24 protein-coding genes and 2 pseudogenes are annotated in these 22,814 nt (G+C 72.9%); 12 read left to right on the forward strand and 14 right to left on the reverse strand.

The window, feature by feature from the left end; genetic code table 11:
• Both ACIQFZ_RS37565 and ACIQFZ_RS37570 read left to right on the forward strand, forming a co-directional pair.
• A pseudogene (locus ACIQFZ_RS37565) lies at nucleotides 1-95 on the forward strand (gas vesicle protein); the annotation flags it as partial.
• Between the two features lie 3 nt (nucleotides 96-98).
• Nucleotides 99-701 (forward strand): YceI family protein, encoded by a 603-nt coding sequence (locus ACIQFZ_RS37570; protein WP_365778376.1) that lies wholly within the window; start codon nucleotides 99-101, stop codon nucleotides 699-701.
• A 36-nt stretch (nucleotides 702-737) separates the two neighbouring features.
• Here the strand turns inward: ACIQFZ_RS37570 and ACIQFZ_RS37575 are convergent, their stop codons facing one another.
• From ACIQFZ_RS37575 to ACIQFZ_RS37605, 7 genes are all read right to left on the reverse strand, one after another.
• Nucleotides 738-1,682 carry a HesA/MoeB/ThiF family protein gene (locus ACIQFZ_RS37575; RefSeq protein WP_402693353.1) on the reverse strand — a complete coding sequence of 315 codons (945 nt, stop codon included), beginning with the start codon at nucleotides 1,680-1,682 and terminating at the stop codon, nucleotides 738-740.
• Nucleotides 1,679-1,858 (reverse strand): hypothetical protein, encoded by a 180-nt coding sequence (locus tag ACIQFZ_RS37580; RefSeq protein WP_365778372.1) that lies wholly within the window; start codon nucleotides 1,856-1,858, stop codon nucleotides 1,679-1,681. The genes ACIQFZ_RS37575 and ACIQFZ_RS37580 overlap by 4 nt, the downstream gene beginning before the upstream one ends.
• 131 nt (nucleotides 1,859-1,989) lie before the next feature.
• Nucleotides 1,990-2,172, reverse strand: coding sequence for a GNAT family acetyltransferase (locus tag ACIQFZ_RS37585; RefSeq protein WP_365778370.1), 183 nt, complete (start codon nucleotides 2,170-2,172; stop codon nucleotides 1,990-1,992).
• Between the two features lie 371 nt (nucleotides 2,173-2,543).
• On the reverse strand, nucleotides 2,544-3,047 hold the full coding sequence (locus ACIQFZ_RS37590; protein WP_402693354.1) for a hypothetical protein: 504 nt from the start codon (nucleotides 3,045-3,047) through the stop codon (nucleotides 2,544-2,546).
• A 31-nt stretch (nucleotides 3,048-3,078) separates the two neighbouring features.
• A complete protein-coding gene (locus ACIQFZ_RS37595) occupies nucleotides 3,079-3,582 on the reverse strand; it encodes an SHOCT domain-containing protein (protein WP_365421800.1) in 504 nt (167 codons plus the stop codon).
• 147 nt (nucleotides 3,583-3,729) lie between these two features.
• Complete coding sequence (locus tag ACIQFZ_RS37600; protein WP_402693355.1) at nucleotides 3,730-5,088, reverse strand: hypothetical protein; 1,359 nt, start codon at nucleotides 5,086-5,088, stop codon at nucleotides 3,730-3,732.
• A gap of 159 nt (nucleotides 5,089-5,247) precedes the next feature.
• Nucleotides 5,248-5,910, reverse strand: a complete 663-nt coding sequence (locus ACIQFZ_RS37605) for an HdeD family acid-resistance protein (RefSeq protein WP_402693356.1) — start codon at nucleotides 5,908-5,910, stop codon at nucleotides 5,248-5,250.
• Nucleotides 5,911-6,111: 201 nt separating this feature from the next.
• Between ACIQFZ_RS37605 and ACIQFZ_RS37610 the strand changes: the two genes are divergently transcribed.
• Nucleotides 6,112-6,702: a potassium channel family protein gene (locus tag ACIQFZ_RS37610; RefSeq protein ID WP_402693357.1), complete on the forward strand. Its 591-nt coding sequence runs from the start codon at nucleotides 6,112-6,114 to the stop codon at nucleotides 6,700-6,702.
• Nucleotide 6,703: 1 nt separating this feature from the next.
• Here ACIQFZ_RS37610 and ACIQFZ_RS37615 read toward each other — a convergent pair whose 3' ends face one another.
• The 3 genes from ACIQFZ_RS37615 to ACIQFZ_RS37625 all read right to left on the reverse strand — a co-directional run bounded on the left by ACIQFZ_RS37615 (nucleotide 6,704) and on the right by ACIQFZ_RS37625 (nucleotide 10,155).
• Complete coding sequence (locus ACIQFZ_RS37615) at nucleotides 6,704-6,901, reverse strand: hypothetical protein (RefSeq protein WP_358731557.1); 198 nt, start codon at nucleotides 6,899-6,901, stop codon at nucleotides 6,704-6,706.
• A 120-nt stretch (nucleotides 6,902-7,021) separates the two neighbouring features.
• Nucleotides 7,022-7,453: a hypothetical protein gene (locus ACIQFZ_RS37620; protein WP_365421859.1), complete on the reverse strand. Its 432-nt coding sequence runs from the start codon at nucleotides 7,451-7,453 to the stop codon at nucleotides 7,022-7,024.
• A gap of 50 nt (nucleotides 7,454-7,503) precedes the next feature.
• Nucleotides 7,504-10,155, reverse strand: coding sequence for a LuxR C-terminal-related transcriptional regulator (locus ACIQFZ_RS37625; protein ID WP_383061286.1), 2,652 nt, complete (start codon nucleotides 10,153-10,155; stop codon nucleotides 7,504-7,506).
• Between the two features lie 209 nt (nucleotides 10,156-10,364).
• On the opposite strand from ACIQFZ_RS37625, the gene ACIQFZ_RS37630 reads away from it, so the two are divergent.
• Both ACIQFZ_RS37630 and ACIQFZ_RS37635 read left to right on the forward strand, forming a co-directional pair.
• Nucleotides 10,365-10,724, forward strand: coding sequence for a DUF779 domain-containing protein (locus ACIQFZ_RS37630; protein WP_361414648.1), 360 nt, complete (start codon nucleotides 10,365-10,367; stop codon nucleotides 10,722-10,724).
• Nucleotides 10,725-10,883: 159 nt separating this feature from the next.
• Nucleotides 10,884-11,078 (forward strand): hypothetical protein, encoded by a 195-nt coding sequence (locus tag ACIQFZ_RS37635; RefSeq protein WP_361414650.1) that lies wholly within the window; start codon nucleotides 10,884-10,886, stop codon nucleotides 11,076-11,078.
• A gap of 15 nt (nucleotides 11,079-11,093) precedes the next feature.
• Here ACIQFZ_RS37635 and ACIQFZ_RS37640 read toward each other — a convergent pair whose 3' ends face one another.
• The 4 genes from ACIQFZ_RS37640 to ACIQFZ_RS37655 form a co-directional block, all read right to left on the reverse strand.
• On the reverse strand, nucleotides 11,094-12,191 hold the full coding sequence (locus ACIQFZ_RS37640) for an acyl-CoA dehydrogenase family protein (protein WP_402693358.1): 1,098 nt from the start codon (nucleotides 12,189-12,191) through the stop codon (nucleotides 11,094-11,096).
• The gene (locus ACIQFZ_RS37645; RefSeq protein ID WP_402693359.1) at nucleotides 12,188-13,369 is read right to left on the reverse strand and encodes an acyl-CoA dehydrogenase family protein; all 1,182 of its coding nucleotides are present in this window, start codon (nucleotides 13,367-13,369) and stop codon (nucleotides 12,188-12,190) included. Before ACIQFZ_RS37645 ends, ACIQFZ_RS37640 begins: the two co-directional genes overlap by 4 nt.
• A complete protein-coding gene (locus ACIQFZ_RS37650) occupies nucleotides 13,366-14,343 on the reverse strand; it encodes an NADPH:quinone oxidoreductase family protein (protein ID WP_402693360.1) in 978 nt (325 codons plus the stop codon). The genes ACIQFZ_RS37645 and ACIQFZ_RS37650 overlap by 4 nt, the downstream gene beginning before the upstream one ends.
• A gap of 93 nt (nucleotides 14,344-14,436) precedes the next feature.
• Nucleotides 14,437-15,021 carry an XRE family transcriptional regulator gene (locus ACIQFZ_RS37655; protein WP_361414656.1) on the reverse strand — a complete coding sequence of 195 codons (585 nt, stop codon included), beginning with the start codon at nucleotides 15,019-15,021 and terminating at the stop codon, nucleotides 14,437-14,439.
• A gap of 91 nt (nucleotides 15,022-15,112) precedes the next feature.
• Between ACIQFZ_RS37655 and ACIQFZ_RS37660 the strand changes: the two genes are divergently transcribed.
• The 7 genes and pseudogenes from ACIQFZ_RS37660 to ACIQFZ_RS37690 all read left to right on the forward strand — a co-directional run bounded on the left by ACIQFZ_RS37660 (nucleotide 15,113) and on the right by ACIQFZ_RS37690 (nucleotide 22,814).
• Nucleotides 15,113-16,093: an NAD(P)/FAD-dependent oxidoreductase gene (locus ACIQFZ_RS37660; protein WP_383061279.1), complete on the forward strand. Its 981-nt coding sequence runs from the start codon at nucleotides 15,113-15,115 to the stop codon at nucleotides 16,091-16,093.
• Nucleotides 16,094-16,175: 82 nt separating this feature from the next.
• On the forward strand, nucleotides 16,176-17,714 hold the full coding sequence (locus tag ACIQFZ_RS37665; RefSeq protein ID WP_402693361.1) for an ATP-dependent DNA ligase: 1,539 nt from the start codon (nucleotides 16,176-16,178) through the stop codon (nucleotides 17,712-17,714).
• Complete coding sequence (locus ACIQFZ_RS37670) at nucleotides 17,711-18,184, forward strand: NUDIX domain-containing protein (RefSeq protein WP_365421836.1); 474 nt, start codon at nucleotides 17,711-17,713, stop codon at nucleotides 18,182-18,184. Before ACIQFZ_RS37665 ends, ACIQFZ_RS37670 begins: the two co-directional genes overlap by 4 nt.
• Nucleotides 18,185-18,261: 77 nt before the next feature.
• Nucleotides 18,262-19,647, forward strand: coding sequence for an NADP-dependent succinic semialdehyde dehydrogenase (locus tag ACIQFZ_RS37675; RefSeq protein ID WP_365421839.1), 1,386 nt, complete (start codon nucleotides 18,262-18,264; stop codon nucleotides 19,645-19,647).
• Nucleotides 19,648-19,672: 25 nt separating this feature from the next.
• Entirely contained in the window at nucleotides 19,673-19,912 is a 240-nt protein-coding gene (locus ACIQFZ_RS37680) for a DUF6213 family protein (protein WP_141363213.1), read from the forward strand.
• Nucleotides 19,913-20,520: 608 nt separating this feature from the next.
• Nucleotides 20,521-21,588, forward strand: a pseudogene (locus ACIQFZ_RS37685) (type III polyketide synthase); the annotation flags it as partial.
• The gene (locus ACIQFZ_RS37690) at nucleotides 21,585-22,814 is read left to right on the forward strand and encodes a cytochrome P450 (RefSeq protein WP_365778358.1); all 1,230 of its coding nucleotides are present in this window, start codon (nucleotides 21,585-21,587) and stop codon (nucleotides 22,812-22,814) included. The pseudogene ACIQFZ_RS37685 and the gene ACIQFZ_RS37690, both read left to right, overlap by 4 nt.

Consider the following 22,814-nt stretch of genomic DNA (forward strand, 5'->3'; position numbering starts at 1 on the left):
GCGTCAACGGCCCACTACCGCCGTACAGCTTCGTCGAACCCGGCCCCGCCGAACCCGCGAGCACCACGGCCGGAGCCGACACAGGAGCAGGGTGAGGTGTGCTGGAGGTTGTGGTGCTGAGTGAGGGAACGTACGGATTCGGATCGCCGACCGGTCGGCTGCTGATCAGGACCAGCCGCGCCGGGCTCGGGCGGAAGGCGGGGCACGACCTCACGCTCGAAGCCACCCGGTGGTCCGGGGAGGCGGTGGTCGTCACGGGTGATCCCGGGAAGTCGTCGGTGACCGTGACGGTCGAGGCGGGATCGTTGACGGTCCGGGAGGGGACGGGCGGGCTCAAGCCCCTCACCGACGGCGACAAGGCGGAGATCAAACGCCTGCTGGAGGGCGAGGGCCTGCTGCACACGGCGCAGCACCCCGTCATCGCCTTCCGCTCCACGAGCGTCACGGGAACGCCGGAGTCCTTCGAGATCACGGGTGACCTCACGATCAAGGGCCGGAGCCATCCGGTGACCGTGCACGGGGGCGGCGACGGGGACGGAATGGTGTGCGGCTGGGCCACCGTCACCCAGTCCACCTGGGGGATCAAGCCGTACAGCGCGTTCCTGGGTGCGCTGAAACTGGCCGACGACGTCCGGATCGAGTACGCGGTGACCGGGCTCGAACCGCCCCCCGGTTCCGGGCCTACCGCCGAGCAGTCATAAATAGGGGCACCACGCGCACGCTCGGCGTCGCCGGCCCTACATGGGCTTGCCGTGGACGACCGAGACGATGAACAGGACCACGATGCACAGCACGACGGCGGCGAAGACGGGCCAGCAGCGTCCCCCGTCCTCGCCGGGCCGCGCGCCCGTTCCCTCGGCGGCCAATGCCGGGGAGGAGGTCACATGGCGCCAGCCGTGGCAGGCGGCGCAGGGCCGGGACGGGAAGGGGACCCGGACGTTCCGGCTGCTCAGCCCCGTGGTGGGGAAGGTGGCCCGGACACCGGGCGAGGTGGGCGTCAGCCCGTGCAGGTAGATGGCGTTGCGCTGATGATCGAGGATCGCCGAGCGGTCGTCGTCGGGGTGTGCCAGCGCGGTCACGACCTGGGCCGTGGCCAGGGCGACGAGTTGGATGTCCACCCGGGCACCGCGGGCCGCCTGGGTGTCGGCGGTCCCCTGCCGGAAGGCCACCGCGCACTCGTAACAGGGTGTGCGCCTGCCGGGGAGCACCCACAGGATCTCGCCGACCTCGGCGTCACGGATCCTGGGGTCCACCCAGACCGCCGGATACACCGCGGGCGTGCCGACCGCGAGGGCCACGTGGTTGACGTGGCGCTGGCACACGGCGGAGTCGGTCGCCGCCACCACCACGTCCGCGCCGCCCACCAGCGACCGCTGCTCGTCCGCAGGCAACGCGAGGAAGTCCGTGTGATGGCCGGTGGCGTCGCAAGAGGGGAAGTCGCGACGGATCTTGGCAGCCAGTGCCAGGGCTTTGGGCCGTCCCAGGGCGGGGGCACCGAGTGGGTGGCGGATCAGGTTCTCCACCGCGAGCGTGTCGGGGTCGACCAGCCGGAGCGGGCTGAATCCGATCCGGGCGAGTTCCTCGGCGAGGAATCCGCCGACCGCTCCCGCGCCGACGATCAGCACCGCTCCCGTACGCCGGTGGTGGCGTGCCCAGACGCGGTCCTCGGGCGGAGCGGTCAATCGAAGGTCCAGCGAGCCACGCGAACCGGGCCGGGCCCGGTCTGCTCGTCGCGGTCGGAATCCTCCTCCGGCTTCAGCTCGCCGGTGTCGGCATCGAGGAACCACTGACGCTCACTGGCGCGTTCCTGCTCCTCCGTCAGTTCGGCTTTCTGCAGGGTCTCCGGTGCTGTACCCACGAGAATCACTCCCGCCTGGTCTCTTGAGTTTCCTGCGTCGCCCTTTCCACGCTACGCGCCGGTATGGGCGCCGCATCCCGGGGGCGGACCGACCGGCAGCCTGCGGCTGGTCGGTCCGCCCCCGGGCCGGATCAGTCCTGCGTGGGCGACCGGACGAGCTTGATGCCGAGCCCCAGCAGACGTACCGGCGTTCCGACACCGCAGAGGTCGGCCAGTGCGAGGAGCGCCGGTTCGGCGGCCGGCAGCAGAAGCCGCAGACCGCGCTCGGTCACGGCGGGCACAGAGAGCCGGGGCAGTGTGATGGTGATCGTCATGAGGCACCTCCGCCTGATCGGCACCCTCAGCGCACCGGCGGCGAACACGATCGCCGCGCGGCACCTCGAGTCGAGGCAGGCCGTCAGGCGGCGGTACGGTGCCCGCCGGACGCCTCGGGTGCGACGGAATGGGAGCTGGGACTACTACTGCAGGGACTCATCCCGTTCACCTCCTCGGGCTCGCGGCGGACACATCCGACAGGGGTGAGGCACACCCTCCGCCCAGGGTACGACCACTCCCGACACGATCGCCTGTCGAAGCCCTCCCCCGCTGCTCCGGGGCACTGGCGGGCCCAGCGTCTCCCGGCGCGCGTCGGCGCGGCCCGGGCGATGTGCTCGCCCGAGCCGTGCCGGTCGGCTCGCCGGGCCCCTCACGGGTTGCGGGGCGGGGCGGTTCCGGTGGTGGAGGAGGGAGTGGAGGAGGTGGAGGGTGTGGAGGACGCGGCGGTGGTGGGAGAGGCCGGGGACTCCTCGGGCCGCAGCACGCACAGGGCCCAGATGATGAACCCGGAGAACGCGATCATCACGACCGCCCAGACCGGGTAGTACGGCAGGGACAGGAAGTTGGAGAGGATGATCAGCCCGGCGATCGTCACACCGGCCACGCGCGCCCACATCGCCGTCTGGAACAGCCCGATGCTGACGATCACGGCGAGCACCCCGAGGACGAGGTGGATCCAGCCCCAGCCGGTGAGGTCGTACTGGAAGACGTAGTTGCGCGTGGTGACGAAGACGTCGTCCTGGGCGATGCCCATGATCCCGCGGAAGATGTCGAGCACTCCGGCGATCATCAGCATGACGGCGGCGAAGGCCGTCAGGCCGGTGGCCCATGCCTGCTTCGCCGGATGCGGCCGTGCGGTGTGGGTCGCGGTCATCTTCTCCCTCGTTTCGTCTCGTCCGGCGTGTTCATCGACGGCCGGGAGTGGAGCTGACGGAGCTGTCGGGGCTCTCGGGGGTGGAGGTCACGGAGGTGGCGCGCCCCTCGGGGACGCCGCTGGTCAGGATCATCTCCTTGGCCCGGGCGAACTCCTCGTCGGTGATGTCTCCACGGGCGCGCAGGTCGGACAGCCGGGCGAGTTCGTCGACCTTGGACCCGCCCCCGCCGCCTGCCGCGGTCCGCCGGATGTAGGCGTTGAAGGCCTCCTGCTGCTCCCGCGCCTGCGCGATCTCCCGGCGGCCCATGCTCTTGCCGCGGGCGATGACGTAGACGAGGACGCCGAGGAACGGCAGCACGATGCAGAACACCAGCCACCCGGCCTTGGCCCAGCCGTTCAGCCCGTCGTCGCGGAAGATGTCGAGGATGACCCGGAAGAGCAGGACGAACCACATGATCCACAGGAAGAACCAGAGCATCGTCCAGAACGCGCTCAGCAGCGGGTAGTCGTACGCGAGGTTCATCTGCGTGCTCATTTCTCTTCTCCGTCCCGGGCCTGTGCCCGGGTGCGCTGTCTGCCCTCTGACAGCGTGCGTACGGCAAGGCCCGGGCGCCTCACCCGATGCGGGTGACCGTGCGGCACCGCCGCGGTCCCGCGCCGCGCGGCCCCGGGGCTCGGGGGCTCAGGACGTCGCGGGGCGTACGCCGCCGGATCCCGCGGAGTCGGCGGGACCCGTGGCGGAGGCGAGGACGGCCAGGAGGATCAGGACGGCGAGGACGACGCACAGGACGAGTGCGACGACCGCGACCGTGGGGTGGTTCCAGAGCACCAGGGCGAGAGCGCCTGCCGCGATGACGACGCCGGTGGTCCACTTCCGGTGGGCGTCCAGCCAGTGTCCGGCCGTGCCGGTGTGCACTCCGGCGCGACCGAGTGCCTCACCGGCGGCGCCGGTGCTCCGCCGGGCCAGCGTCCGCACCCCGTGAGCCGCGCGTCCTGGGCCGTACAGGTAGGCGGCCAGCGCCGTGATCACGGCGACGACCAGGAGGGTGCGCGCGCTGTCGCGGAGGAACCGCACCAGGGTGTCGTAGATGACCGCGGCGGCGTCCGGGGGCAGGGTGGTCGGTGGGACGGAGCCGAGGTAGACCCGGCGGGCCACGGCCAGGGCGATGAGCAGGACGATCATCATCACGCCCACGCCGATGGCCGTGACCTGCAACATCAGCCGGTGCGACGGAGCCGTCCACACGGTCAGCGCGGCGAGCACGATGGTCACGACGGGCAGCCAGACGCCGACGATGTCGAGCAGCCGCATGGCGTCCTGGGCCTTGCTCAGCTTCTCGGTCCTGAACAGCGTGATCGAACGGTCGGGTGCGGGTATGACCGAGGCCTTCCGGAAGCCGGCGCGCTCCAGCTCGTGCTTGACCTGGTCGACGACGACCCCGATGTCCAGTTGCACGGTGTCGCCCTGGGCCCGTACGGCGCCCTTCTGGTTTCCGGTGAGGACGTTCATCAGCGCCGTCTGCGCCCGCCGGTTGGCGGTCACCCAGACCTCTTCGAAGGCGTCGCTGGTGATGACGCGCTGGACGACACGGTGCACCACGTCGGTGACGGCGCTGCGCAGCGGGCCGGTCAGCACGGTGGAGTTGTCGACGACGCGCGGCGGGGCCCCGGACTTCCTGAGGGCGTCGGTCAGCGCCGCGGTCACCGCGTTCACGTCGATGTTGTCGACGACTCGCTTGGTCAGCCGGTCGGTCACGGCGTTCTGCACGGCCGGTTCGTGGGCCAGGGGTGTGACCGTCTGGACGTAGCGGTCCGTGTCGCCGACCGTGTCGTGCACCCAGGCCGCGACGAGGGCCAGGGGGGCGAACACCAGTGTCACCACCAGCAGGACCGTGGCGCCCGCCCGGCGCAGCCTCCGGTGCTTGACCGCGGCGGTCCGGCGGAGCCGTTCGTACTCGGCGTACTCCGCGGGGGTCAGGGAGCGCCGGGGCTCCCCGGCGCCGCCCGGGGCCGGCGGGACGGGGGCGTCGGCGGGGGCCATGGATTCTCCTTGGTCGTCGCGTGCGGCGCAGCGCGCCACACGGCGTGCACACGGCGTGAACCGCTCGTGCGGGGACCGCCCGGCCGAGGACTGGACGGCCGAGGGCTGGACGGCGGGCGTGCTCCCCCGGACCGGCGTGCGGGCGGCGTACGAGGGGGCTCAGACCGTGGCCGCGGGCCCCGACGGGGCCCCCGTGGCGGCCCTGTGCAGCGCCGACCGCCAGGCGAAGGCGACGCCCAGTTCGACCAGGCCGAGCAGCACGAGCCACAGGCCGAGCAGCCGGGTCAGCACCAGGGCCGACTGCGTGGGCAGCGCCAGCACCACGATGCCCGCGACGATGCCGAGCGCCGCCGCGCCGAGGAGGACGCCGCGGTGGGGCAGGCTCCGGAAGGCGAGCGCCGTGTAGGCGGTGAGCATGCCGGACAGCAGCCAGACGATCCCGACGATCAGCGAGAGCGCGGCGATCGTCTGCAACGGGTGCCTCAGGCACAGCACCCCGGCGAGGACGAACAGCACCGCGACCAGCAGCCGCGGGAGGCGCTCGCCGTGCTCCTCCCGGGAGAACGCGGCGACGAACCGGAACGCGCCGGTCACGAGCAGGTACAGCCCGACCACGATCGCCAGGACGTGCAGGGTCTCGTTCGGCCAGGCGAGCACGATGATCCCCGGCACCAGCGTCGCCAGCGCCGAGCCCAGGAGCCAGGACCACGAACTGCCGAGGCCCGCCAGCATGTCGGCGGGGTCGCCGTCCGGGTGGGGGCCCGTCCCGCCGGGCCTGTGTTCCGTTCCGGCATGCGATGCCGAACCACGCGATACGGTCATGGCTCCTCCTCGCGGGGATCGGTTGCAGGTCGCTGCCGGACCGCCGACGGGACGGTGTGCGGGGACCCGTACGCCAGCGTCCCGCGGGTGGGTGCCCCACGGGTCACCCATGGGGGGTGATCCGTCTCTCGCGCTGCCGCGTTGATCTGGATGCGGACCTGTGCGCGCGTTTCCCGGACAGCGGAACCGGAGGGACACGAGATGAGCGACTCGGCAGCTCCTCGCACCCCGGACACCGCGGGGAGGCGCCCGCCGCGACGGGACCGCGAGCAGCATGTGCCCCGGTCGGCGGCCGTCCTGGTGCTCGCTCGCTCGGTGCTCGTCACGGCCGGTCTGGTGACGGCGTACTACCTGCTGCCGCTGGACGGCCGGGCCTCGGCCACGACGGTGATCCTGCTCGGGCTGGGGCTGGTCGGGGTCGCGGTGCTCTTCGCGTGGGAGGTGTGGGCCATCGCCCGCTCGCCGTACCCCCGGCTGAAGGCCGTGGAGGCGCTGGCGATCACGCTTCCGCTCTTCCTGCTGCTGTTCGCCGGCGCCTACTACCTCCTGGACCACTCCGACCCCAGCTCCTTCACCGAGCCGCTGACCAGGACGGACGCCCTGTACTTCGCGCTGACCACGTTCACCACCGTCGGGTACGGCGACATCACGGCGCGGTCGCAGACGGGGCGGGTGCTGGCCATGCTCCAGATGACCGGCGGGCTGCTGCTCGTGGGGGTCGCGGCGCGCGTGCTGACGGGTGCCATCCAGGCGGGTCTGCGCCAGCAGCACCGCGACCGGCCGTCCGGGTAGCTCACTCCGGGATGCGGCGCATCTCCAGGACCCGAAGGCCCAGCGACTGGCAGCGGGCCAGCAGCCCGTACAGATGCGCCTCGTCCACGACGGGTCCGAACAGGACGGTCTGACCGGACATCACCACGTGGTCCAGCTCCGGGAATGCCTTGGTCAGCGTCTCCGACATATGCCCGTCGACGCGGATCTCGTAGCGCATCAGCCGCTCCCACGGTGGCCTGGGGACGGGCGTACCACGCCCCCTGTCCGAGGGTCCGCCCGGCCGGGCCGCCCGGGCCTCACCCGGCGCAGGTGATACGGCGGGTGGGTGCGTCCCGGGTCAGTGCGTGAGGACGACCTTGAACGCGAGGATCAGCAGCCCGATCACCAGGTTGACCGCCGCCGTGCCCGCGACCAGGCCCCAGGAGGCGCCGGCCCGGCGCGCCGCGGCCGCCGACCAGCCCACCTGGCCGGCCACGGCCACGGCGAGCGCCAGCCACAGCCCGCCCGACAGGTCCAGGCCGAACAGCGGGCTGACGGCCAGCGCGAGGGCGGGCGGCAGGGCCGCCTGGGCGATCGGCCACTCGTCGCGGCACACCTGCAGGACGGTGCCGCGGTCCGGGTGGCGCTGGGCCAGGCGGGCGCCGAACAGCTGGGCGTGCACGTGCCCGAGCCAGAACACCACACCGGTGAGCACCAGCAACAGCGCCAGTTGCAGCCGCGGGAAGTATTCCGGTACGCCGGCGCCGACCACCACGGAGGCGGCGAGCATGGACCCGTACACCCCGCCGGTGTAGTCGGTTTGGGCCCGTCGCAGGCGGTTCACAGCAGGCGCAGGTCGCGGGCCCGGTGCACCGCTTCGTTGCGCCGGTTGACGCCGAGCTTGCGGTACACGCTCTTGAGGTGGGTCTTGACGGTGTTGACCGACACGAACAGGTCCGCGGCGATCTCCTCGGTCGTCATCATCAGCGCGAGCCGCTGGAGCACGTCCCGCTCACGGCCGCTGAGCCGGTCGACGACCAGGGCGGGCGGGCGGCTCGTCCCCGGCTCGGTCCCGGACGGGGGACCCGGGCGGGCCGGCGGCCGGGGGAACGCGTCCGTGTCCAGCAGGCGGCGCAGCCACGGTCCGGCCTCGTGGAAGGGGCGCCGCAGCCGCTCGTTGCGGGCCTCCAGCAGCGCGCGGGTCGCCAGCCTGCGCGCGGTGGCGTGGTCGCCCTGCCGGCCGGTGGCCTCGGCACGCACGAGCAGGGCCCGGACCGTGACGGCGGGACCGCTGCGCTGCCCGGCGGGAAGCGCGTCGAGCAGGTCCAGGGCAGTGCCGGGGTCACCGGCGGCGAGGTGGGCGCGGGCGGCCGCCACCGTGCAGGCGGCGTCGTGGCCCACGGCGTCCTCCAGCACCTTCACGGCCAGCTCGGGGCGGCCCTCGGCGAGGTGGGCCGCGGAGACGACGAGCGCGGTGTGAGCTTCGGCCCAGGGTGAGGCCACGGCGGCGGGGACGGCCGACTCGGCGGTCTCCAGGGCGGCCCCGGCCTCTCCGCGGGCCAGTTGGAGCCGTGCCCGCGCGATGACCAGGCCGGCCGCCGCCACGGGATCCCACGGCACCGGCTGCGGAGCCGTCGCCCGGTCCAGCAGGGCCTGGGCCTCCCCCAGTTCGTCACGGTCGACGGCCACCGCGGCCAGCACCAGGTGGCCGAGTCCGGAGCCGGTCGGCTCGGCCAGGCTGAACCGTTCCGCGTCGGCGAGTGCCGCCAGGACCTTGCGTTCCGCGCGCGTGGGCCAGCCGGTCAGGTAGTCGATGAGCGCGAGCTGGCTCAGGGACTCCTCCCGGGGCAGCGCCGTGGCCCCGTCGGAGCCGGCCGCCGCGGCGGACAGCGCGGCCCTGGCGTCCTCGTAGCGTCCCGCCCACAGGCGGGCGGCGCCCAGGTGGGTCTGCAGCAGGGCGGCGAGTTCGGGGTGCTTGTCCAGGAGTTCGGCGGGGAGGTCCTGTCGCAGCTCCCGCGCCGTTCGGGCGGCGTGTTCGGCCCGGCCCGGGGCGCCGGTCAGCCGGGCGGCGAGGGTGTCCAGGAGGGCGAAGCTGAGCCGGGCCGCCGCCATGTCGGCACCGGCGCGGGCCAGTTCTCGACGGGCGTGCTCCAGGTGCGGGCGGGCGTGGCCGAGGTCGCCGTCGGACAGCTCACGCGCCGCGCGGACGAGGTCGGCCTCGGGGCCGGTGGTCTCGGGGGGCATCCGCGAGAACAGCTCGCCCAGGTCCCCGGAGCGCAGGCCGGTGAAGAACTCCCCGATCGCGAGGTCGTCCACCAGGGCGCGGGCGGTGAACCGCCAGTCGCCGGCCGCGGCGCCGTGGGCGAGCGTCTCGGGCAGCGGCCCGGTGTGCCGCAGCCACTCGGCGGCCCTGCGGTGCAGTTCGGTCTCCAGGTTGGGGAACCGCACCCGCAGGTGCGCTGCGAGGATCTCCGCGAAGAGCGGGTGGAGGCGGTACCAGGAGTGGCCGAGGTGCTCCACGAACGCGTTCGCCCGGTGCAGCTCGGCCAGGATGGGTTCGGCGTCCCGGCGCCCGGCGAGCGCGTTGGCGAGGTCGGGGCAGAACCGGTCCAGGACGCTGACCCGCAGCAGCAGGTCCTGGGTCGGGGCCGGCTGTCTCTTGAGCACCTCGGCCAGCAGGAAGTCGGCGATCGTGCTCTGTCCGGCCTCGAACTCCTTGAGGTAGGTCTCCGGGTCGCTGCTCTCCTGCGCCGCCAGGGCGCACAGCCGCAGGCCCGCCGCCCAGCCCCGGGTGCGCTCGACGAGCGCGCGGGCCGCGTCGCGGCCGAGCCGCAGCCCGTGCAGTTCCAGCAGGGTCCTCGCCTCTTCCGGGGTGAAGGCCAGTTCCGCGTCCCTGATCTCGGTCAACGTGCCGTCCGCGCGGTAGCGGTGGAGGGGCAGCGTCGGTTCCGTGCGGGTGACGAGGACCAGGTGCATGCCCTGTCCGGCGTGGTGCAGGACGAAACCGAGCTGATCGGCGATCTCCGGTGCGGTCACCCGGTCGTACTCGTCGAGGACGACGACCACGGGCCGGTCGCGGCCGTTCAGCCGCGCGGCGAGCCGGGCGAGCAGGCCGTGGTCCACCACACCGGCCTCGGCCGGGCAGCCGACGTCGCGGATCTCGTGCGCCCCGCACGCCCGCAGGGCCTCCAGCAGGTAGGCCCAGAAGACGCCGGGTGCCTGGTCGGTGGTGCCCGCGGTGAGCCAGGCCACCGGCCGTTCCAGGTGGGCGGCCCAGTCGGCGACCAGCAGCGTCTTGCCCGCACCAGCGCCGCCGTTGACCATGGTCAGCGGTGTGGCCAGTGCCTGGTCCAGGTGATCGAGCAGGCGCTGCCGGCGCAGGAACGTGGCCGGCGGTACCGGGACGGCGAACCGGGTTCGCAGGAACGGGTCCCCCAGGGGATCAAGGCCCGCGGCCGTCGGCCCGGGACTGTTGTCGCCGCATTCGGACACCGCGCTCACCACCACCGGTCATGTCATGGGCAGCGCTTCTCCCGCTCAGGATCTCAGTGATCGCCCGTACGCGCGCGTCGCGAGGGGGCACGGCGGCCCGACGTCGTACGGCAGGCCCCCGGGAACGCGTGCCGTGCAACCTTGTCGCAACCTCCGTGCTGCTTGTCTGGGTCCGGCTTCTTCTTCCGGGGCGGCGAAGGACGGCGACGATGTACGAGGAGATCCCGCGTGTGGAGTTCACCCCCGCGGCGGCCGGCCTGGTGCGGCGGCTGAGCGAGGCGCACGGGCCGCTGATGTTCCACCAGTCGGGCGGCTGCTGCGACGGAAGCGCGCCGATGTGCTACCCGGACGGCGAGTTCCGTACCGGGGGCTCGGACGTGCTGCTCGCGGAACTGGAGGTCGAGGGGGTGGACCGGCCGGTTCCGTTCTGGATGTCGCGCAGCCAGTACGAGGTGTGGAGCCACACCCGGCTCATCGTCGACGTGGTGCCGGGACGGGGCAGCGGCTTCTCCCTGGAGGCACCCGAGGGCGTGCGCTTCCTCATCCGCTCCCGTGTCATCGAGGCCTGAGCCCCGCACAGGACATCACGTTCCAAAACGCAGGGGGCAGTTCCGGGACGGCGGCAGAACCACACGTTCGGAGGACACGTCTCCCGCACGGCCTGACCCTCCGCTACGCCACACTTGCGGCCGAAAGCCGCGAAGTGGGCGTGGCGGAGGAGGACGACGATGGCCATTTCCATCTCTGTGGTGCTGCTGCTTCTGCTCCTTGCGGTGATCTTCGTGCGCAACTGCGCGCTGAAGTTCTCGCACGCCCTGGTCTGCGTCCTGCTCGGCTTCTTCCTGGCGGGTACGAGCATGGCGCCCACCATTCACGAGGGCCTGATCGCCACGGCGCAGATCGTCGGCAGCCTGCACCCCTGACGCCCGGCCCGGCGGTCAGGGCGCTTCGAGGCCGACCAGCCGGGCCAGCGTCTCGCGGTGGGCGCCCGCGGTGCCGTACGCGATCGAGTCCGCCTTGGCCCGCTTCAGGTACAGGTGGACCGGATGCTCCCAGGTCATGCCGATGCCGCCATGCAGTTGCAGCGCCTCCTCGGCCGCGTGGACGGCGACGGGCGCCGCGTAGGCCTGGGCGACGGCGACCGCCACGTCGGCGTCCTCCACCCTGGCGAGCGCGTCGGCCGCGGACCGGGCGGCGGCGCGGACTCCGGCGACCTCCAGCCACAACTGGGCGAGCCGGTGCTTGAGCGCCTGGAAGCCGCCGACGGGCCGGTTGAACTGAGTGCGCTCCTTCAGGTAGCGCACGGTCTCGGTCAACGTCCAGTCGGCGAGGCCGAGTTGTTCGGAGGCGAGCAGTCCCGCGCCGGCCCGCAGCGCCCGGTGCACGGCGGGCCCGGAGTCGCCCAGCCGGCGGCCCCGTACGGCGTCGAAGGAGACGGCCGCGAGCGGCCTGGTCAGGTCCAGCGACACCTGCGGGGTGATGGTGGCGTCGTCCGCGTCGACGGCGTAGAGCGCGCCGTCCTCCGCGGGCACGAGCAGCACATCGGCGACCGCCGCGTCCGCGATTCCCGTCAACTCCCCGTGCAGCAGCCCGGATTCCAGCCGTACGGCCCTGAGGGCGCCCGGCGCGGTGTGCAGCCCGACCGCGAGGGCGCCGATCGCACGACCGGACGCCAGGCGGGACAGGAGCCCGGCGCAGTCGTCGCCCGCGCAGGCCAGCAGCGCCTCGGTGGCGACCACGGCGCTGGTGAGGTACGGGACGGGAGCCACCGCGCGGCCCAACTCCTCCAGAACGACGGCCGCTTCACGGTGTGTGGCGCCCTGGCCGCCGTGCTCCTCGGGCACCAGCAGACCGGCCAGGCCCATGCCGTCGGCGAGCGTCTTCCACAGCGCGAGGTCGTGCGGGGCGTCCGTCTCGGCGCGCGCGATCACGTCCGCCGGGGCACAGTGGTCGGTGAGCAGGCCCCGGACGGCGGCGCGCAGCGCCTCTTCCTCCTCCGAGTACAGCAGGTCGGGTTCGGCGCTCGTGGTGCTCATCGGGCGAGGTCCTTCCAGGCGACGTCCTTGTCGGTGCGTGGCTCGGCGGGCAGTCCGAGGACGCGCTCGGCGACGATGTTCAGCAGGACCTCGCTGGTCCCGCCCTCGATGCTGTTGCCCTTGGCGCGCAGATAGCGGTAGCCGGCGTCGCGGCCGGTGAAGTCGACCAGTTCGGGACGGCGCATGGTCCAGTCGTCGTACAGCAGCCCCTCTTCGCCGCGGAGTTCGACCTCCAGGCCGCTGATCTCCTGGTTGAGGCGGGCGAAGGCGAGCTTCATGCCGGAGCCCTCGGGGTCGGGCTGGCCCGCGGCCAGTTGCTGGCGCAGCCGCTCGCCGGTCAGGCGGGCGACCTCGGCCTCCACCCACAGTTTCAGCAGCCGCTGGTGCAGGTCGTGGGTGCGCAGCTCCGGGCGCTCGCGCCAGGTCCTCGCCACGGGGCCGATCATGCCGCCCTCGCGCGGCAGCCGCATGCCGCCGATGGACACGCGCTCGTTCATGAGCGTGGTCCGGGCGACCCGCCAGCCGTCGCCGACGTCGCCGAGGCGGTGGGAGTCGGGGATGCGCACGCCCGTCAGGAAGACCTCGTTGAACTCGGCCTCTCCGGTGATCTGGCGCAGCGGCCGCACCTCGACGCCGGGGTCGGTCATGTCGCAGAGGAAGTAGGTGATGCCCTGGTGCTTGGGCAGGTCAGGGTCGGTGCGGGCGATGAGGATGGCCCAGCGGGCCAGGTGCGCGCTGGAGGTCCACACCTTCTGGCCGCCGACCACCCAGGTGTCGCCGTCGCGGACCGCCCGGGTGCCGAGGGCGGCCAGGTCGGATCCTGCGCCCGGTTCGCTGAACAGCTGGCACCAGACCTCCTCCCCGGTCCACAGCGGCCTGAGGAAGCGCCGCTTCTGCTCCTCGGTGCCGTGGCGCAGGATGGTCGGCGCGGCCATGCCGAGACCGATGCCGATGCGGCGCGGGTCGTTGTCCGGGGCGCCCGCGGCCGCCAACTCGGAGTCCACGACGGCCTGGAGGGAGCGGGCGGCGCCGAGCCCGCCGAGGCCTTGCGGGTAGTGCACCCAGGCGAGCCCGGCGTCGAAACGGGCCCTGAGGAAGTCGAGCGTGCCGGTGGTGGCCGGCGGGTACGCGGCCAGCAACTCGTCGGTGCGGCGGCGCAGTTCGTCGGCGTCGGTCATGCGGCGGCTCCGTTCTCCAGGGCGGGCACCACGGCGACGCGGCCGGTGGTGGCTCCGTCGGCAACCCGCTGGACGGCTGCCGCGGCCCCGGCCAGCGGCACCCGCTCGCTCACCAGCGGCTTGATCGCGCCCCGGGCGGCCAGGTCGGTGAGCTGCTCGTGGCAGTGCCGGACCAGCTCGGGGTTCTTGGTGTTGTACAGGCCCCAGTGCAGGCCGACGATCGAGTAGTTCTTGACGAGTGCGTGGTTCAGCGCCGGGCTGGGGATGGTCCCGCCGGCGAAGCCGACGACGAGGATCCGGCCCTCGAAGGCGACGGCCTTGGCGGACTGGGCGTAGGCCGTGCCGCCGACCGGGTCGTAGACCACGTCCGCGCCCCGGCCGCCGGTGGCCTCCTTCACGGCGGCGACGACGTCTTCGGTGTGCCGGTCGATCACCACGTCGCAGCCCAGCTCGCGGGCCACGGCGGCCTTCCCGGCACCGCCGGCGACACCGATGACCCGGGCACCGGCCGCCTTGCCGAGCTGCACCGCCGCACTGCCGACGCCTCCGGCGGCGGCGTGGACGAGCAGGGTCTCGCCGGCCTCCAGGCGCGCCCGGCGGTGCAGGCCGAACCAGCCCGTCTGGTAGCCGATGTGCAGGGCGGCCGCCTCGGCGTCGTCCAGCGCGTCGGGGGCGGGCAGTACCGCGTCGGTGGCGGCGACCGCGTACTCGGCGAAACCGCCGTGCGGCAGCTCCGGGTTGGCAATCACCCGGCGGCCGTCCTCCGTCTCGCCGCAGATCTCCACGCCCGGGGTGAAGGGCAGCGGCGGCCTGACCTGGTACTGGCCGCGGCACAGCAGCGCGTCCGGGAAGTTGATGTTGGCGGCACGCACCTTGAGCAGGATCCGGCCCTCGCCCGGGACGGGCGGCTCGGTCTCCTCCAGCCGCATCACCTTGCCCGGCTCGCCGTTGTCGTGCACTCGCCATGCCTGCATGCGCCGCCTCCAGGGGGACCGCGTCGTCGTGTCGTCTGACCGGGGTCGATCGCATACTAAGCAGTCGCTTGCCTATCGGGAAACACCCCGTGGTCAGCCGTCCTCGCCACCGCGCGCCGGCCGTGCCCGTACGTGCATGCGCTCGCCCTGCGGCCCGAACAGGCTCAGGAACTCCACCGGCCCCTCCCCCGTCGACCCGAACCAGTGCGGTACGCGCGTGTCGAACTCCGCCGCCTCACCGGCCGTGAGCACCACGTCGTGCCCGCCGAGGACCAGCCGCAGCCTGCCGGACAGCACGTACAGCCACTCGTAGCCCTCGTGGGTCCGCGGGTCCGGTTCGAGCCTGCGGCGCGGTTCCAGCACCTTGAACGCCTGAAGGCCGCCCGGCTGCCGGGTCAGCGGCCAGTGGGTGCGGCCGCCGCGCACGATCGGCTCGGCCCGAACCCGCGGATCGCGCACCGGAGGGGCTCCGACCAGTTCGTCCAGCGGCATCCGATGGGCCTGGGCGATCGGCAGCAGCAGCTCCAGACTGGGCTTGCGCAGGCCCGCCTCCAGGCGCGACAGGGTGCTGACGGAGATCCCGGTCGCCTCCGCGAGGGCGGCGAGGGTGACCTCCCGTTCCTTGCGTATCCGGCGCAGCCGGGGGCCCACGTCGGCCAGAACGTCCTCGATGCTCATACCTCGATACTGCTGCCTTGGTTGCCGAACCGGCAAATACGTTTGTCAATCCGGCACCGGACGGACGACCTTCTCGGTGGAGGTGGTCACCATGACCGAGAAGAGTGAGAAGACCGAGCCGGCCGAGAAGTACGAGGCCGTCGTCGTCGGAGGCGGCGCGGCGGGCCTGTCCGCCGCGCTGGTCCTCGGCCGGGCCCGGCGGCGCACGCTGGTCGTCGACGCGGGCGAGCCGCGCAACGCGCCGTCCGCGCACATGCAGGGCTTCCTGTCCCGGGACGGCATGTCCCCGGAGCGGTTCCTCGCCGCCGGCCGCGAGGAGATCGAGCGGTACGGGGTCGAACTGGTCCGGGACCGGGCGGTGGAGGCCGTCCGGGACGCCGACGGTGAGTTCGACGTGACGCTGGCCGGAGGGCGCACGGTCCACGCCCGGCAGATGGTCGTCGCCACCGGCCTGAAGGACGAGCTCCCGGCGGTCCCGGGCCTCGCCGAACGCTTCGGCCGCGACGTCCTGCACTGCCCGTACTGCCACGGCTGGGAGGTGCGCGACCAGGCCTTCGGCGTGCTCGCCACGACCCCGCTGAGCGTCCACCAGGCGCTGATGGTGACCCAGTGGTCCAAGGACGTGACGCTCTTCCTGCACCGGGTCGCCGAGGACGAGCTGAACGACGAAGACCTGCGCCGACTGGCCGCGGCCGGCGTCCACGTGGTGCCCGGCGAGGTGGCCGAGGTCGTGGTCGAGGCGGACCGGCTGACCGGGGTGCGCCTCGCCGACGGCGCGACGCACGCCCGCGAGGCGGTCTTCGTCGCACCGCGCGCGCTGCCGCAGACCGACCTCCTCCAGCAACTGGGCGCCGAACTCCGCGAGACGCCGTTCGGCGCCTTCCCGGTGATCGACGAACGAGGCCTGACAACCGTCCCGGGCCTGTGGTCAGCCGGAAACGCGAGCGGCTTCGCCGAACAGGTGATCAACGCAGCCAGCCGCGGCTACCGCGCCGGCGCCGCGATCAACGGCGAGTTGCTGTTCACCGACCTCGACGCGGCGGTGGCGGCGGGGAGCACGGCCCGGGTATAGGGGGCGCCCGAGTGCAGGGCGCCGCCCACGTGCAAGGCGGCGCCCGGGTGTAGGACGGCGTCCCGCGTTGCACCATGGCTGCATGTTGCTCGCGCGGTTGGCTCGGGTTTCGCGGGAGGTTGCTGCTGCCTCGGCTCGGTCTCGGAAGATCGTTCTGCTTGCGGAGTTGTTCCGGGAGGCGGGGGCGGAGGATGTGCCGGTCGTCATTCCGTACCTGGCGGGCCGGCTGCCGCAGGGGCGGCTCGGGGTGGGCTGGAAGGTGCTCGGCCGCCGGGTCGCCCCGGCCGCGGAGGCGTCTCTCACCGTGCGCGAGGTGGACGCCCGGCTGAGCGAGCTCGGCAAGGTCTCCGGCACCGGATCGCAGGCGGAACGCTCCCGGATCGTCGGTGAGTTGATGGGCGCGGCGACCGAGGACGAGCAACGGTTCCTGCTGGGGCTGCTCACCGGCGAGGTCCGGCAGGGGGCGCTGGACGCCATCGCCGTCGAGGCGCTGGCCGGGGCGACGGGCGCGCCTCCGGCGGACGTGCGGCGGGCGGTGATGCTGGCCGGATCGTTGCAGACCGTGGCCCAGGCCCTGCTCGCGGACGGCCCGCCGGCGCTGGAGCGCTTCCGGCTCACCGTCGGCCGCCCGGTCCTGCCGATGCTGGCGCACAGCGCCTCCTCGGTGGCCGAGGCGGTCGACAGGCTCGGCGCGTGCGCCGTCGAGGAGAAACTCGACGGCATCCGGGTCCAGGTCCACCGGGACGGCGACACCGTACGGGTGCACACCCGCACCCTGGACGACATCACCGACCGGCTTCCGGAACTGACGGCGGCTGCCCGGGAGTTGAACGGCGAGCGGTTCATCCTGGATGGCGAGGTCATCTCCTTCGGGGCGGACGGGCGGCCGCGCTCGTTCCAGGAGACCGCCGGCCGCGTGGGCTCGCGCGTCGACGTGGCCACGGCCGCCGAGGCGGTCCCCGTCTCCCCCGTCTTCTTCGACGCGCTGTCGGTCGGCGACCGCGGCCTGCTCGACCTGCCGCTGACCGAGCGCCACGCCGAGCTGGCCCGTCTGGTGCCGGAGCCGATGCGGGTCAGGCGCACCCTGGTGTCCGGACCGGACGACGTGGGCGAGGCCGAACGGTTCCTGGCCGAAACACTGCGGCGCGGCCACGAGGGCGTGGTCGTCAAGGCCCTCGACGCCGGCTACAGCGCGGGCCGGCGAGGCGCGTCCTGGCTCAAGGTGAAGCCCGTGCACACCCTGGACCTGGTGGTCCTGGCCGCCGAGTGGGGCCACGGCCGCCGCACCGGCAAGCTCTCCAACCTGCACCTGGGCGCACGCACCGCCGACGGCGGCTTCGCGATGCTCGGCAAGACGTTCAAGGGCATGACGGACGCGATGCTGGCCTGGCAGACCGAGCGGCTGCGCCGGCTCGCCGTCGAGGACGACGGCTGGGTGGTGACCGTACGTCCCGAACTCGTCGTCGAGATCGCCTACGACGGCCTGCAGCGGTCCACCCGCTACCCCGCGGGCGTGACCCTCCGCTTCGCCCGGGTCGTGCGCTACCGCGAGGACAAGCGGCCCGAGGACGCCGACAGCGTCGCGACGCTGCTGGCCGCGCACCCGGAGATCGCGCCATGAGCGCCCGGCGGGGTCGGCGCAGTGCCGGCCTGCTGCTGTACCGGCGCTCCGGCGACGGCCTGGAGGTGCTCCTCGGACACATGGGCGGCCCCTTCTTCGCCCGGCGGGAGGCGGGGGCGTGGACGGTGCCGAAGGGCGAGTACGACCCGGAGGAACCCGCGTGGGAGGCGGCCCGCCGCGAGTTCCGGGAGGAGCTGGGGCTGCCGCCGCCGGACGGGGAGGCCGTGCCGTTGGGCGAGGTCCGGCAGACGAACGGCAAGACCGTCACCGCCTGGGCGATCGAGGGCGACCTCGACCCGGCGGCGATCGTCCCCGGCACGTTCACCATGGAGTGGCCGCCGCGGTCCGGACGCACCCAGGAGTTCCCGGAGCTCGACCGGGTGGCCTGGCTCGGTCTGGACCGGGCCCGCGAGGTGATCGTCACGGCCCAGACCGCGTTTCTGGACCGCCTGGCCGAGCACTCGCTCTGACGAGGACCTCACGCGTTGCGATCGGCACCGCGGCGCGGGAAGGTCGAATCACAGCCCGCTCCCCGGGGAGGTCAGCCATGTCCATCGCCACGGTGAACCCGGCCAACGGCGAGACGCTCAAGACGTACGAGGCCATGGGCGAGGAGGAGATCGAGCGCCGGCTCCAGCTCGCGCAGGCCACGTTCCGTACGTACCGGACGACGGCCTTCGCCGAGCGCGCACGGCTGATGAACAGGGCCGCCGCCCTCCTCGACGAGGACCAGGAGGAGATCGCCCGTGTCATGACCACGGAGATGGGCAAGCCGGTCAAGCAGGCCCGCGCGGAGGCCGCGAAGTGCGCCAGGGCGATGCGCTGGTACGCCGAGCACGCCGAGGAACTCCTCGCCGACGAGCGGCCCGCCGAGTCGGACGTGAAGGACTCCGGGGCCTCCCGCGCCCTGGTCCGCTACCGGCCGCTCGGACCCGTGCTGGCCGTCATGCCCTGGAACTTCCCGCTGTGGCAGGTGATCCGCTTCGCCGCGCCCGCCCTGATGGCCGGCAACGTCGGCCTGCTCAAGCACGCCTCCAACGTGCCGCAGACGGCCCTGTACCTGGAGGACCTGTTCCACCGGGCAGGCTTCGCCGAGGGCTGTTTCCAGACCCTGCTCATCGGCTCCGGAGCGGTCGACGACATCCTGCGCGACGAGCGCGTGAAGGCGGCCACCCTGACCGGCAGCGAGCCGGCCGGGCGGGCGGTGGCGTCCACCGCCGGGGAGATGATCAAGAAGACGGTGATGGAGCTGGGCGGCAGCGACCCGTTCATCGTGATGCCGTCCGCCGACATCGACCGGGCCGCCGGGGTCGCGGTGACCGCGCGCGTGCAGAACAACGGCCAGTCCTGCATCGCCGCCAAGCGGTTCATCGTGCACACGGACGTCTACGACGCCTTCGCCGAGCGTTTCACCGCCGGTATGAGGGCGCTGCGGATCGGCGACCCGTTGCAGGAGGACACCGAGGTCGGACCGCTGTCCAGTGAGCGGGGCCGCGCGGACCTGGAGGAGCTCGTCGACGACGCCCGGCGCGGCGGGGCCCATGTGATGTGCGGTGGCGAACGGCCCGACCGGCCCGGCTGGTACTACCCGCCGACCGTGCTGTCCGGCATCACCCGCGAGATGCGCATCCACCGCGAGGAGGCGTTCGGTCCGGTGGCCACGCTGTACCGGGCGGCCGACCTCGACGAGGCGGTGCTCATCGCCAACGACTCGCTCTTCGGCCTGAGTTCCAACGTCTGGACCGAGGACGAGACCGAGGTGGAACGGTTCGTACGGGACCTGGAGGCGGGCGGGGTGTACTTCAACGGGATGACCGCCTCGCACCCCGCGTTCCCGTTCGGAGGTGTGAAGCGGTCGGGGTACGGACGTGAGCTGTCCGGGCACGGAATCCGCGAGTTCTGCAACATCACCACCGTGTGGCACGGGGCGTGAGCCTTCCACGGCTACGATCCCCTTTGTGAACCGCGAAGTGACTCTCCCTCTGATCGTCGACGACCGCGGTACCTTGCAGGTGGCCGCGGCCGACGTGAGCAAGCTGTTGCGCACGGTCGGCGGGCGGTGGCTGCGGCTGGTGGAGGCCGGCCAGGAGGGTCTCGACGAGGATACGGTGGCCGCGCTGACCATCGAGCTGGCCAAGCTGGCCGACCGCATCGACGTGGCCTGCATCGCCCACAGCAGCGGAACCGCCTCCGGCTGACCGGACCGACGGTACGGACGGGCCGACGGGGCCGACCGGAGCGACGGGGCCAACCGGACTGACGGGGCCGACGTGGCACGAGGTCGGCTGCCGTGACCCGGCAGGCGCTTCAGCACGGCCGCCAAGCCCCCCGTGCCGCCTTTCCCGTCCCCGGCCCCGCCTCGGCCCCGCCCCGCCCCGCCCCGCCCCGAGACACGGAGCCCTGCCGTGCGCCTGCGCGGCGCCCGCGGCGCCGGCTCGGCATGGACGGCTGCTACCTCCGTGCGGGCCGGCGCCGTACTCCTGAAGGCTGACGCCGACGCCCGCCCCCGGCGGCCCAGGAGGCGCGGCTTCGATCTTCCTGTGGTGGGTGGCGGGTGGAGCAGGCCGCGGGGCCCGTGACGGAACGCGACCACAAGGCTGTGAACAGGCGCTTTCCGGCCGCGGGAGCGGGTTTCCCGTCCTCCGGAACCGGGTCTCGCGAGCCCGCCGGCTCCTGTCCGCCGTCGCCGGATTGGAGTAGTTCCGCGAGAAGATCGTCGCTCTCTCGGGCGATCGTGGATGGACCACCCTTCTGGTGCACCACCCTCTGACCGGGGGGCAACCGGCCTTCCGGAAGGCGAAAGCAGGCACGGCTCATGGCGACTTTGTGCAGACCCTCGGTGTCCGTTCCAGAGCACGTGATCACGATGGAGGAGACGCTGGAGCTCGCGCGGTCCCGCCACGCGGACCACCCGCAGCTCCCCCTGGCCCTCCGGCTGATCGAGAACACCGGCGTGCGGACCCGGCACATCGTTCAGCCCATCGAGGAGACCCTCAAGCACCCCGGCTTCGAGGAGCGCAACAAGCTCTACGAGGAGGAGGCGAAGGCCCGGGTCCCCGCGGTCATCCAGCGGGCTCTCGACGACGCCGAGCTCCTGGCCCGGGACATCGATGTCATCATCTACGTGTCGTGCACGGGCTTCATGATGCCCTCGCTCACCGCGTGGCTGATCAACGAGATGGAGTTCGACTCGACCACCCGGCAGCTCCCCATAGCCCAGCTGGGCTGTGCGGCCGGGGGCGCCGCGATCAACCGGGCCCACGACTTCTGCACGGCCTACCCGGACGCCAACGCGCTCATCGTGGCCTGCGAGTTCTGCTCGCTGTGCTACCAGCCCACCGACCTCGGCGTCGGCTCCCTGCTCTCCAACGGCCTGTTCGGCGACGGCATCGCCGCGGCCGTGGTCCGCGGCACCGGCGGAACGGGCGTCCGGCTGGAGCGCAACGGCTCGTACCTGATCCCCAAGACCGAGGAGTGGATCGCCTACGACGTCCGGGCGACCGGCTTCCACTTCATGCTGGACAAGCGGGTGCCCACCACGATGGAGCCGCTCGCCCCGGCCCTGCGGGACCTGGCCGGACTGCACGGCTGGGACGCGTCCGACCTGGACTTCTACGTCATCCACGCGGGTGGCCCGCGCATCCTGGACGACCTCAGCAAGTTCCTGAACGTCGAGCCGCACGCGTTCCGGTTCAGCCGGGCCACGCTCACCGAGTACGGCAACATCGCCAGCGCCGTCGTCCTGGACGCGCTGCGCCGGCTGTTCGACGACGGCAGCACCGAGGACCAGGCGCGCGGACTGCTCGCCGGGTTCGGTCCCGGCATCACCGCCGAGATGTCGCTCGGCTACTGGCAGGCCGGGAGCGGGGCATGACCGAGGAGACGCTCGTCGAGGAGGCACGCACCGGGAGGGTGCCGCCGCTCTGGCACTGGCCGGCGTTCGACCTGACGGGCGTGGCCTTCGACCCGGTGCTCTCCGAGCTGGTGGAGCAGGGCCCGGTCACCCGTATCGAGCTGCCCGACGGCGAGGGCTGGGCGTGGCTGGTGACCCGCATGGACGACGTGCGGACGGTCACCAACGACCCCCGGTTCGGCCGCGAGGCGGTCATCGACCGGCAGATCACCCGGCTGGCCCCGCACTTCATCCCGGCCCGCGACGCGGTCGGCTTCCTGGACCCGCCCGACCACACCCGGCTGCGCCGCGCGGTCGCCCCCGCCCTCACCGCGCCCGGTGTCGAGCGGGTGCGGGACAGCGCCCGCCGGATGCTGGACGAACTGGTCGACGACCTGCTCGCCAACGGCCCGCCCGCCGACCTGACCGCCGAGGTGCTCAGCCCGTTCCCGATCGCGGTGATCTGCGAGCTGATGGGGGTGCCGGTCGCGGACCGGCAGGGGATGCACGCCTGGACCCGGCAGATCCTGTCCTCCGCGCACGGCGGCGCCGTCAGCGAGCAGGCCAAGGAGGAGATGGGCACATACTTCGCCGAGCTCCTCGACGCCCGCGCGGACAGCGCCGGGGAGGACATCGCCTCGCTGCTCGGGACCGCCGTGGCAGGCCGTGAGATCGCCCTGGCGGAGGCCGTGGGGCTCGCGATCCTCCTCCAGATCGGCGGCCAGGCGGTCACCAGCAACAGCGGGCAGATGTTCTACATCCTGCTGACCCGTCCCGAGCTGGCCGACCGGCTGCGCGCGGACCGGCGGATCCGCCCTCGGGCCATCGACGAGCTGCTGCGCTACATCCCGCACCGCAACGCGGTCGGGCTGTCCCGGATCGCCCTGGAGGACGTGGAGATCAAGGGGGTGCGGATCCGGGCGGGCGACGCGGTCTACGTGTCGTACCTGGCCGCCAACCGCGACCCGGACGTCTTCCCCGACCCCGGGACGATCGACCTCACGCGCAGTCCGAACCCGCATGTAACGTTCGGCTTCGGCCCGCACCACTGCCCGGGCGGCCAGTTGGCCCGGCTGGAAGCGGAGCTGCTGGTGGACGCCCTGCTTGACCGGGTGCCGAATCTGCGGCTCGCGGTGTCCCCGGAGCGAGTGCCCTTCAGGAAGGGCGCGTTGATCCGGGGGCCCGAGGCCCTGCCCGTGACGTGGTGA

The sequence above is a fragment of the Streptomyces sp. NPDC093064 genome (assembly GCF_044754605.1).
In the GTDB taxonomy this organism is placed as follows: domain Bacteria; phylum Actinomycetota; class Actinomycetes; order Streptomycetales; family Streptomycetaceae; genus Streptomyces.

Excerpts from the sequence above, each read along its gene's own strand:
- ACIQFZ_RS37585 (WP_365778370.1), bottom strand. The coding sequence starts at position 2,172 with ATGACGATCACCATCACACTGCCCCGGCTCTCTGTGCCCGCCGTGACC.
- ACIQFZ_RS37590 (WP_402693354.1), bottom strand. The coding sequence starts at position 3,047 with ATGACCGCGACCCACACCGCACGGCCGCATCCGGCGAAGCAGGCATGG.
- ACIQFZ_RS37595 (WP_365421800.1), bottom strand. The coding sequence starts at position 3,582 with ATGAGCACGCAGATGAACCTCGCGTACGACTACCCGCTGCTGAGCGCG.
- ACIQFZ_RS37600 (WP_402693355.1), bottom strand. The coding sequence starts at position 5,088 with ATGGCCCCCGCCGACGCCCCCGTCCCGCCGGCCCCGGGCGGCGCCGGG.
- ACIQFZ_RS37605 (WP_402693356.1), bottom strand. The coding sequence starts at position 5,910 with ATGACCGTATCGCGTGGTTCGGCATCGCATGCCGGAACGGAACACAGG.
- ACIQFZ_RS37610 (WP_402693357.1), top strand. The coding sequence starts at position 6,112 with ATGAGCGACTCGGCAGCTCCTCGCACCCCGGACACCGCGGGGAGGCGC.
- ACIQFZ_RS37615 (WP_358731557.1), bottom strand. The coding sequence starts at position 6,901 with ATGCGCTACGAGATCCGCGTCGACGGGCATATGTCGGAGACGCTGACC.
- ACIQFZ_RS37620 (WP_365421859.1), bottom strand. The coding sequence starts at position 7,453 with ATGCTCGCCGCCTCCGTGGTGGTCGGCGCCGGCGTACCGGAATACTTC.
- ACIQFZ_RS37630 (WP_361414648.1), top strand. The coding sequence starts at position 10,365 with ATGTACGAGGAGATCCCGCGTGTGGAGTTCACCCCCGCGGCGGCCGGC.
- ACIQFZ_RS37635 (WP_361414650.1), top strand. The coding sequence starts at position 10,884 with ATGGCCATTTCCATCTCTGTGGTGCTGCTGCTTCTGCTCCTTGCGGTG.
- ACIQFZ_RS37640 (WP_402693358.1), bottom strand. The coding sequence starts at position 12,191 with ATGAGCACCACGAGCGCCGAACCCGACCTGCTGTACTCGGAGGAGGAA.
- ACIQFZ_RS37645 (WP_402693359.1), bottom strand. The coding sequence starts at position 13,369 with ATGACCGACGCCGACGAACTGCGCCGCCGCACCGACGAGTTGCTGGCC.
- ACIQFZ_RS37650 (WP_402693360.1), bottom strand. The coding sequence starts at position 14,343 with ATGCAGGCATGGCGAGTGCACGACAACGGCGAGCCGGGCAAGGTGATG.
- ACIQFZ_RS37655 (WP_361414656.1), bottom strand. The coding sequence starts at position 15,021 with ATGAGCATCGAGGACGTTCTGGCCGACGTGGGCCCCCGGCTGCGCCGG.
- ACIQFZ_RS37660 (WP_383061279.1), top strand. The coding sequence starts at position 15,113 with ATGACCGAGAAGAGTGAGAAGACCGAGCCGGCCGAGAAGTACGAGGCC.
- ACIQFZ_RS37665 (WP_402693361.1), top strand. The coding sequence starts at position 16,176 with ATGTTGCTCGCGCGGTTGGCTCGGGTTTCGCGGGAGGTTGCTGCTGCC.
- ACIQFZ_RS37670 (WP_365421836.1), top strand. The coding sequence starts at position 17,711 with ATGAGCGCCCGGCGGGGTCGGCGCAGTGCCGGCCTGCTGCTGTACCGG.
- ACIQFZ_RS37675 (WP_365421839.1), top strand. The coding sequence starts at position 18,262 with ATGTCCATCGCCACGGTGAACCCGGCCAACGGCGAGACGCTCAAGACG.
- ACIQFZ_RS37690 (WP_365778358.1), top strand. The coding sequence starts at position 21,585 with ATGACCGAGGAGACGCTCGTCGAGGAGGCACGCACCGGGAGGGTGCCG.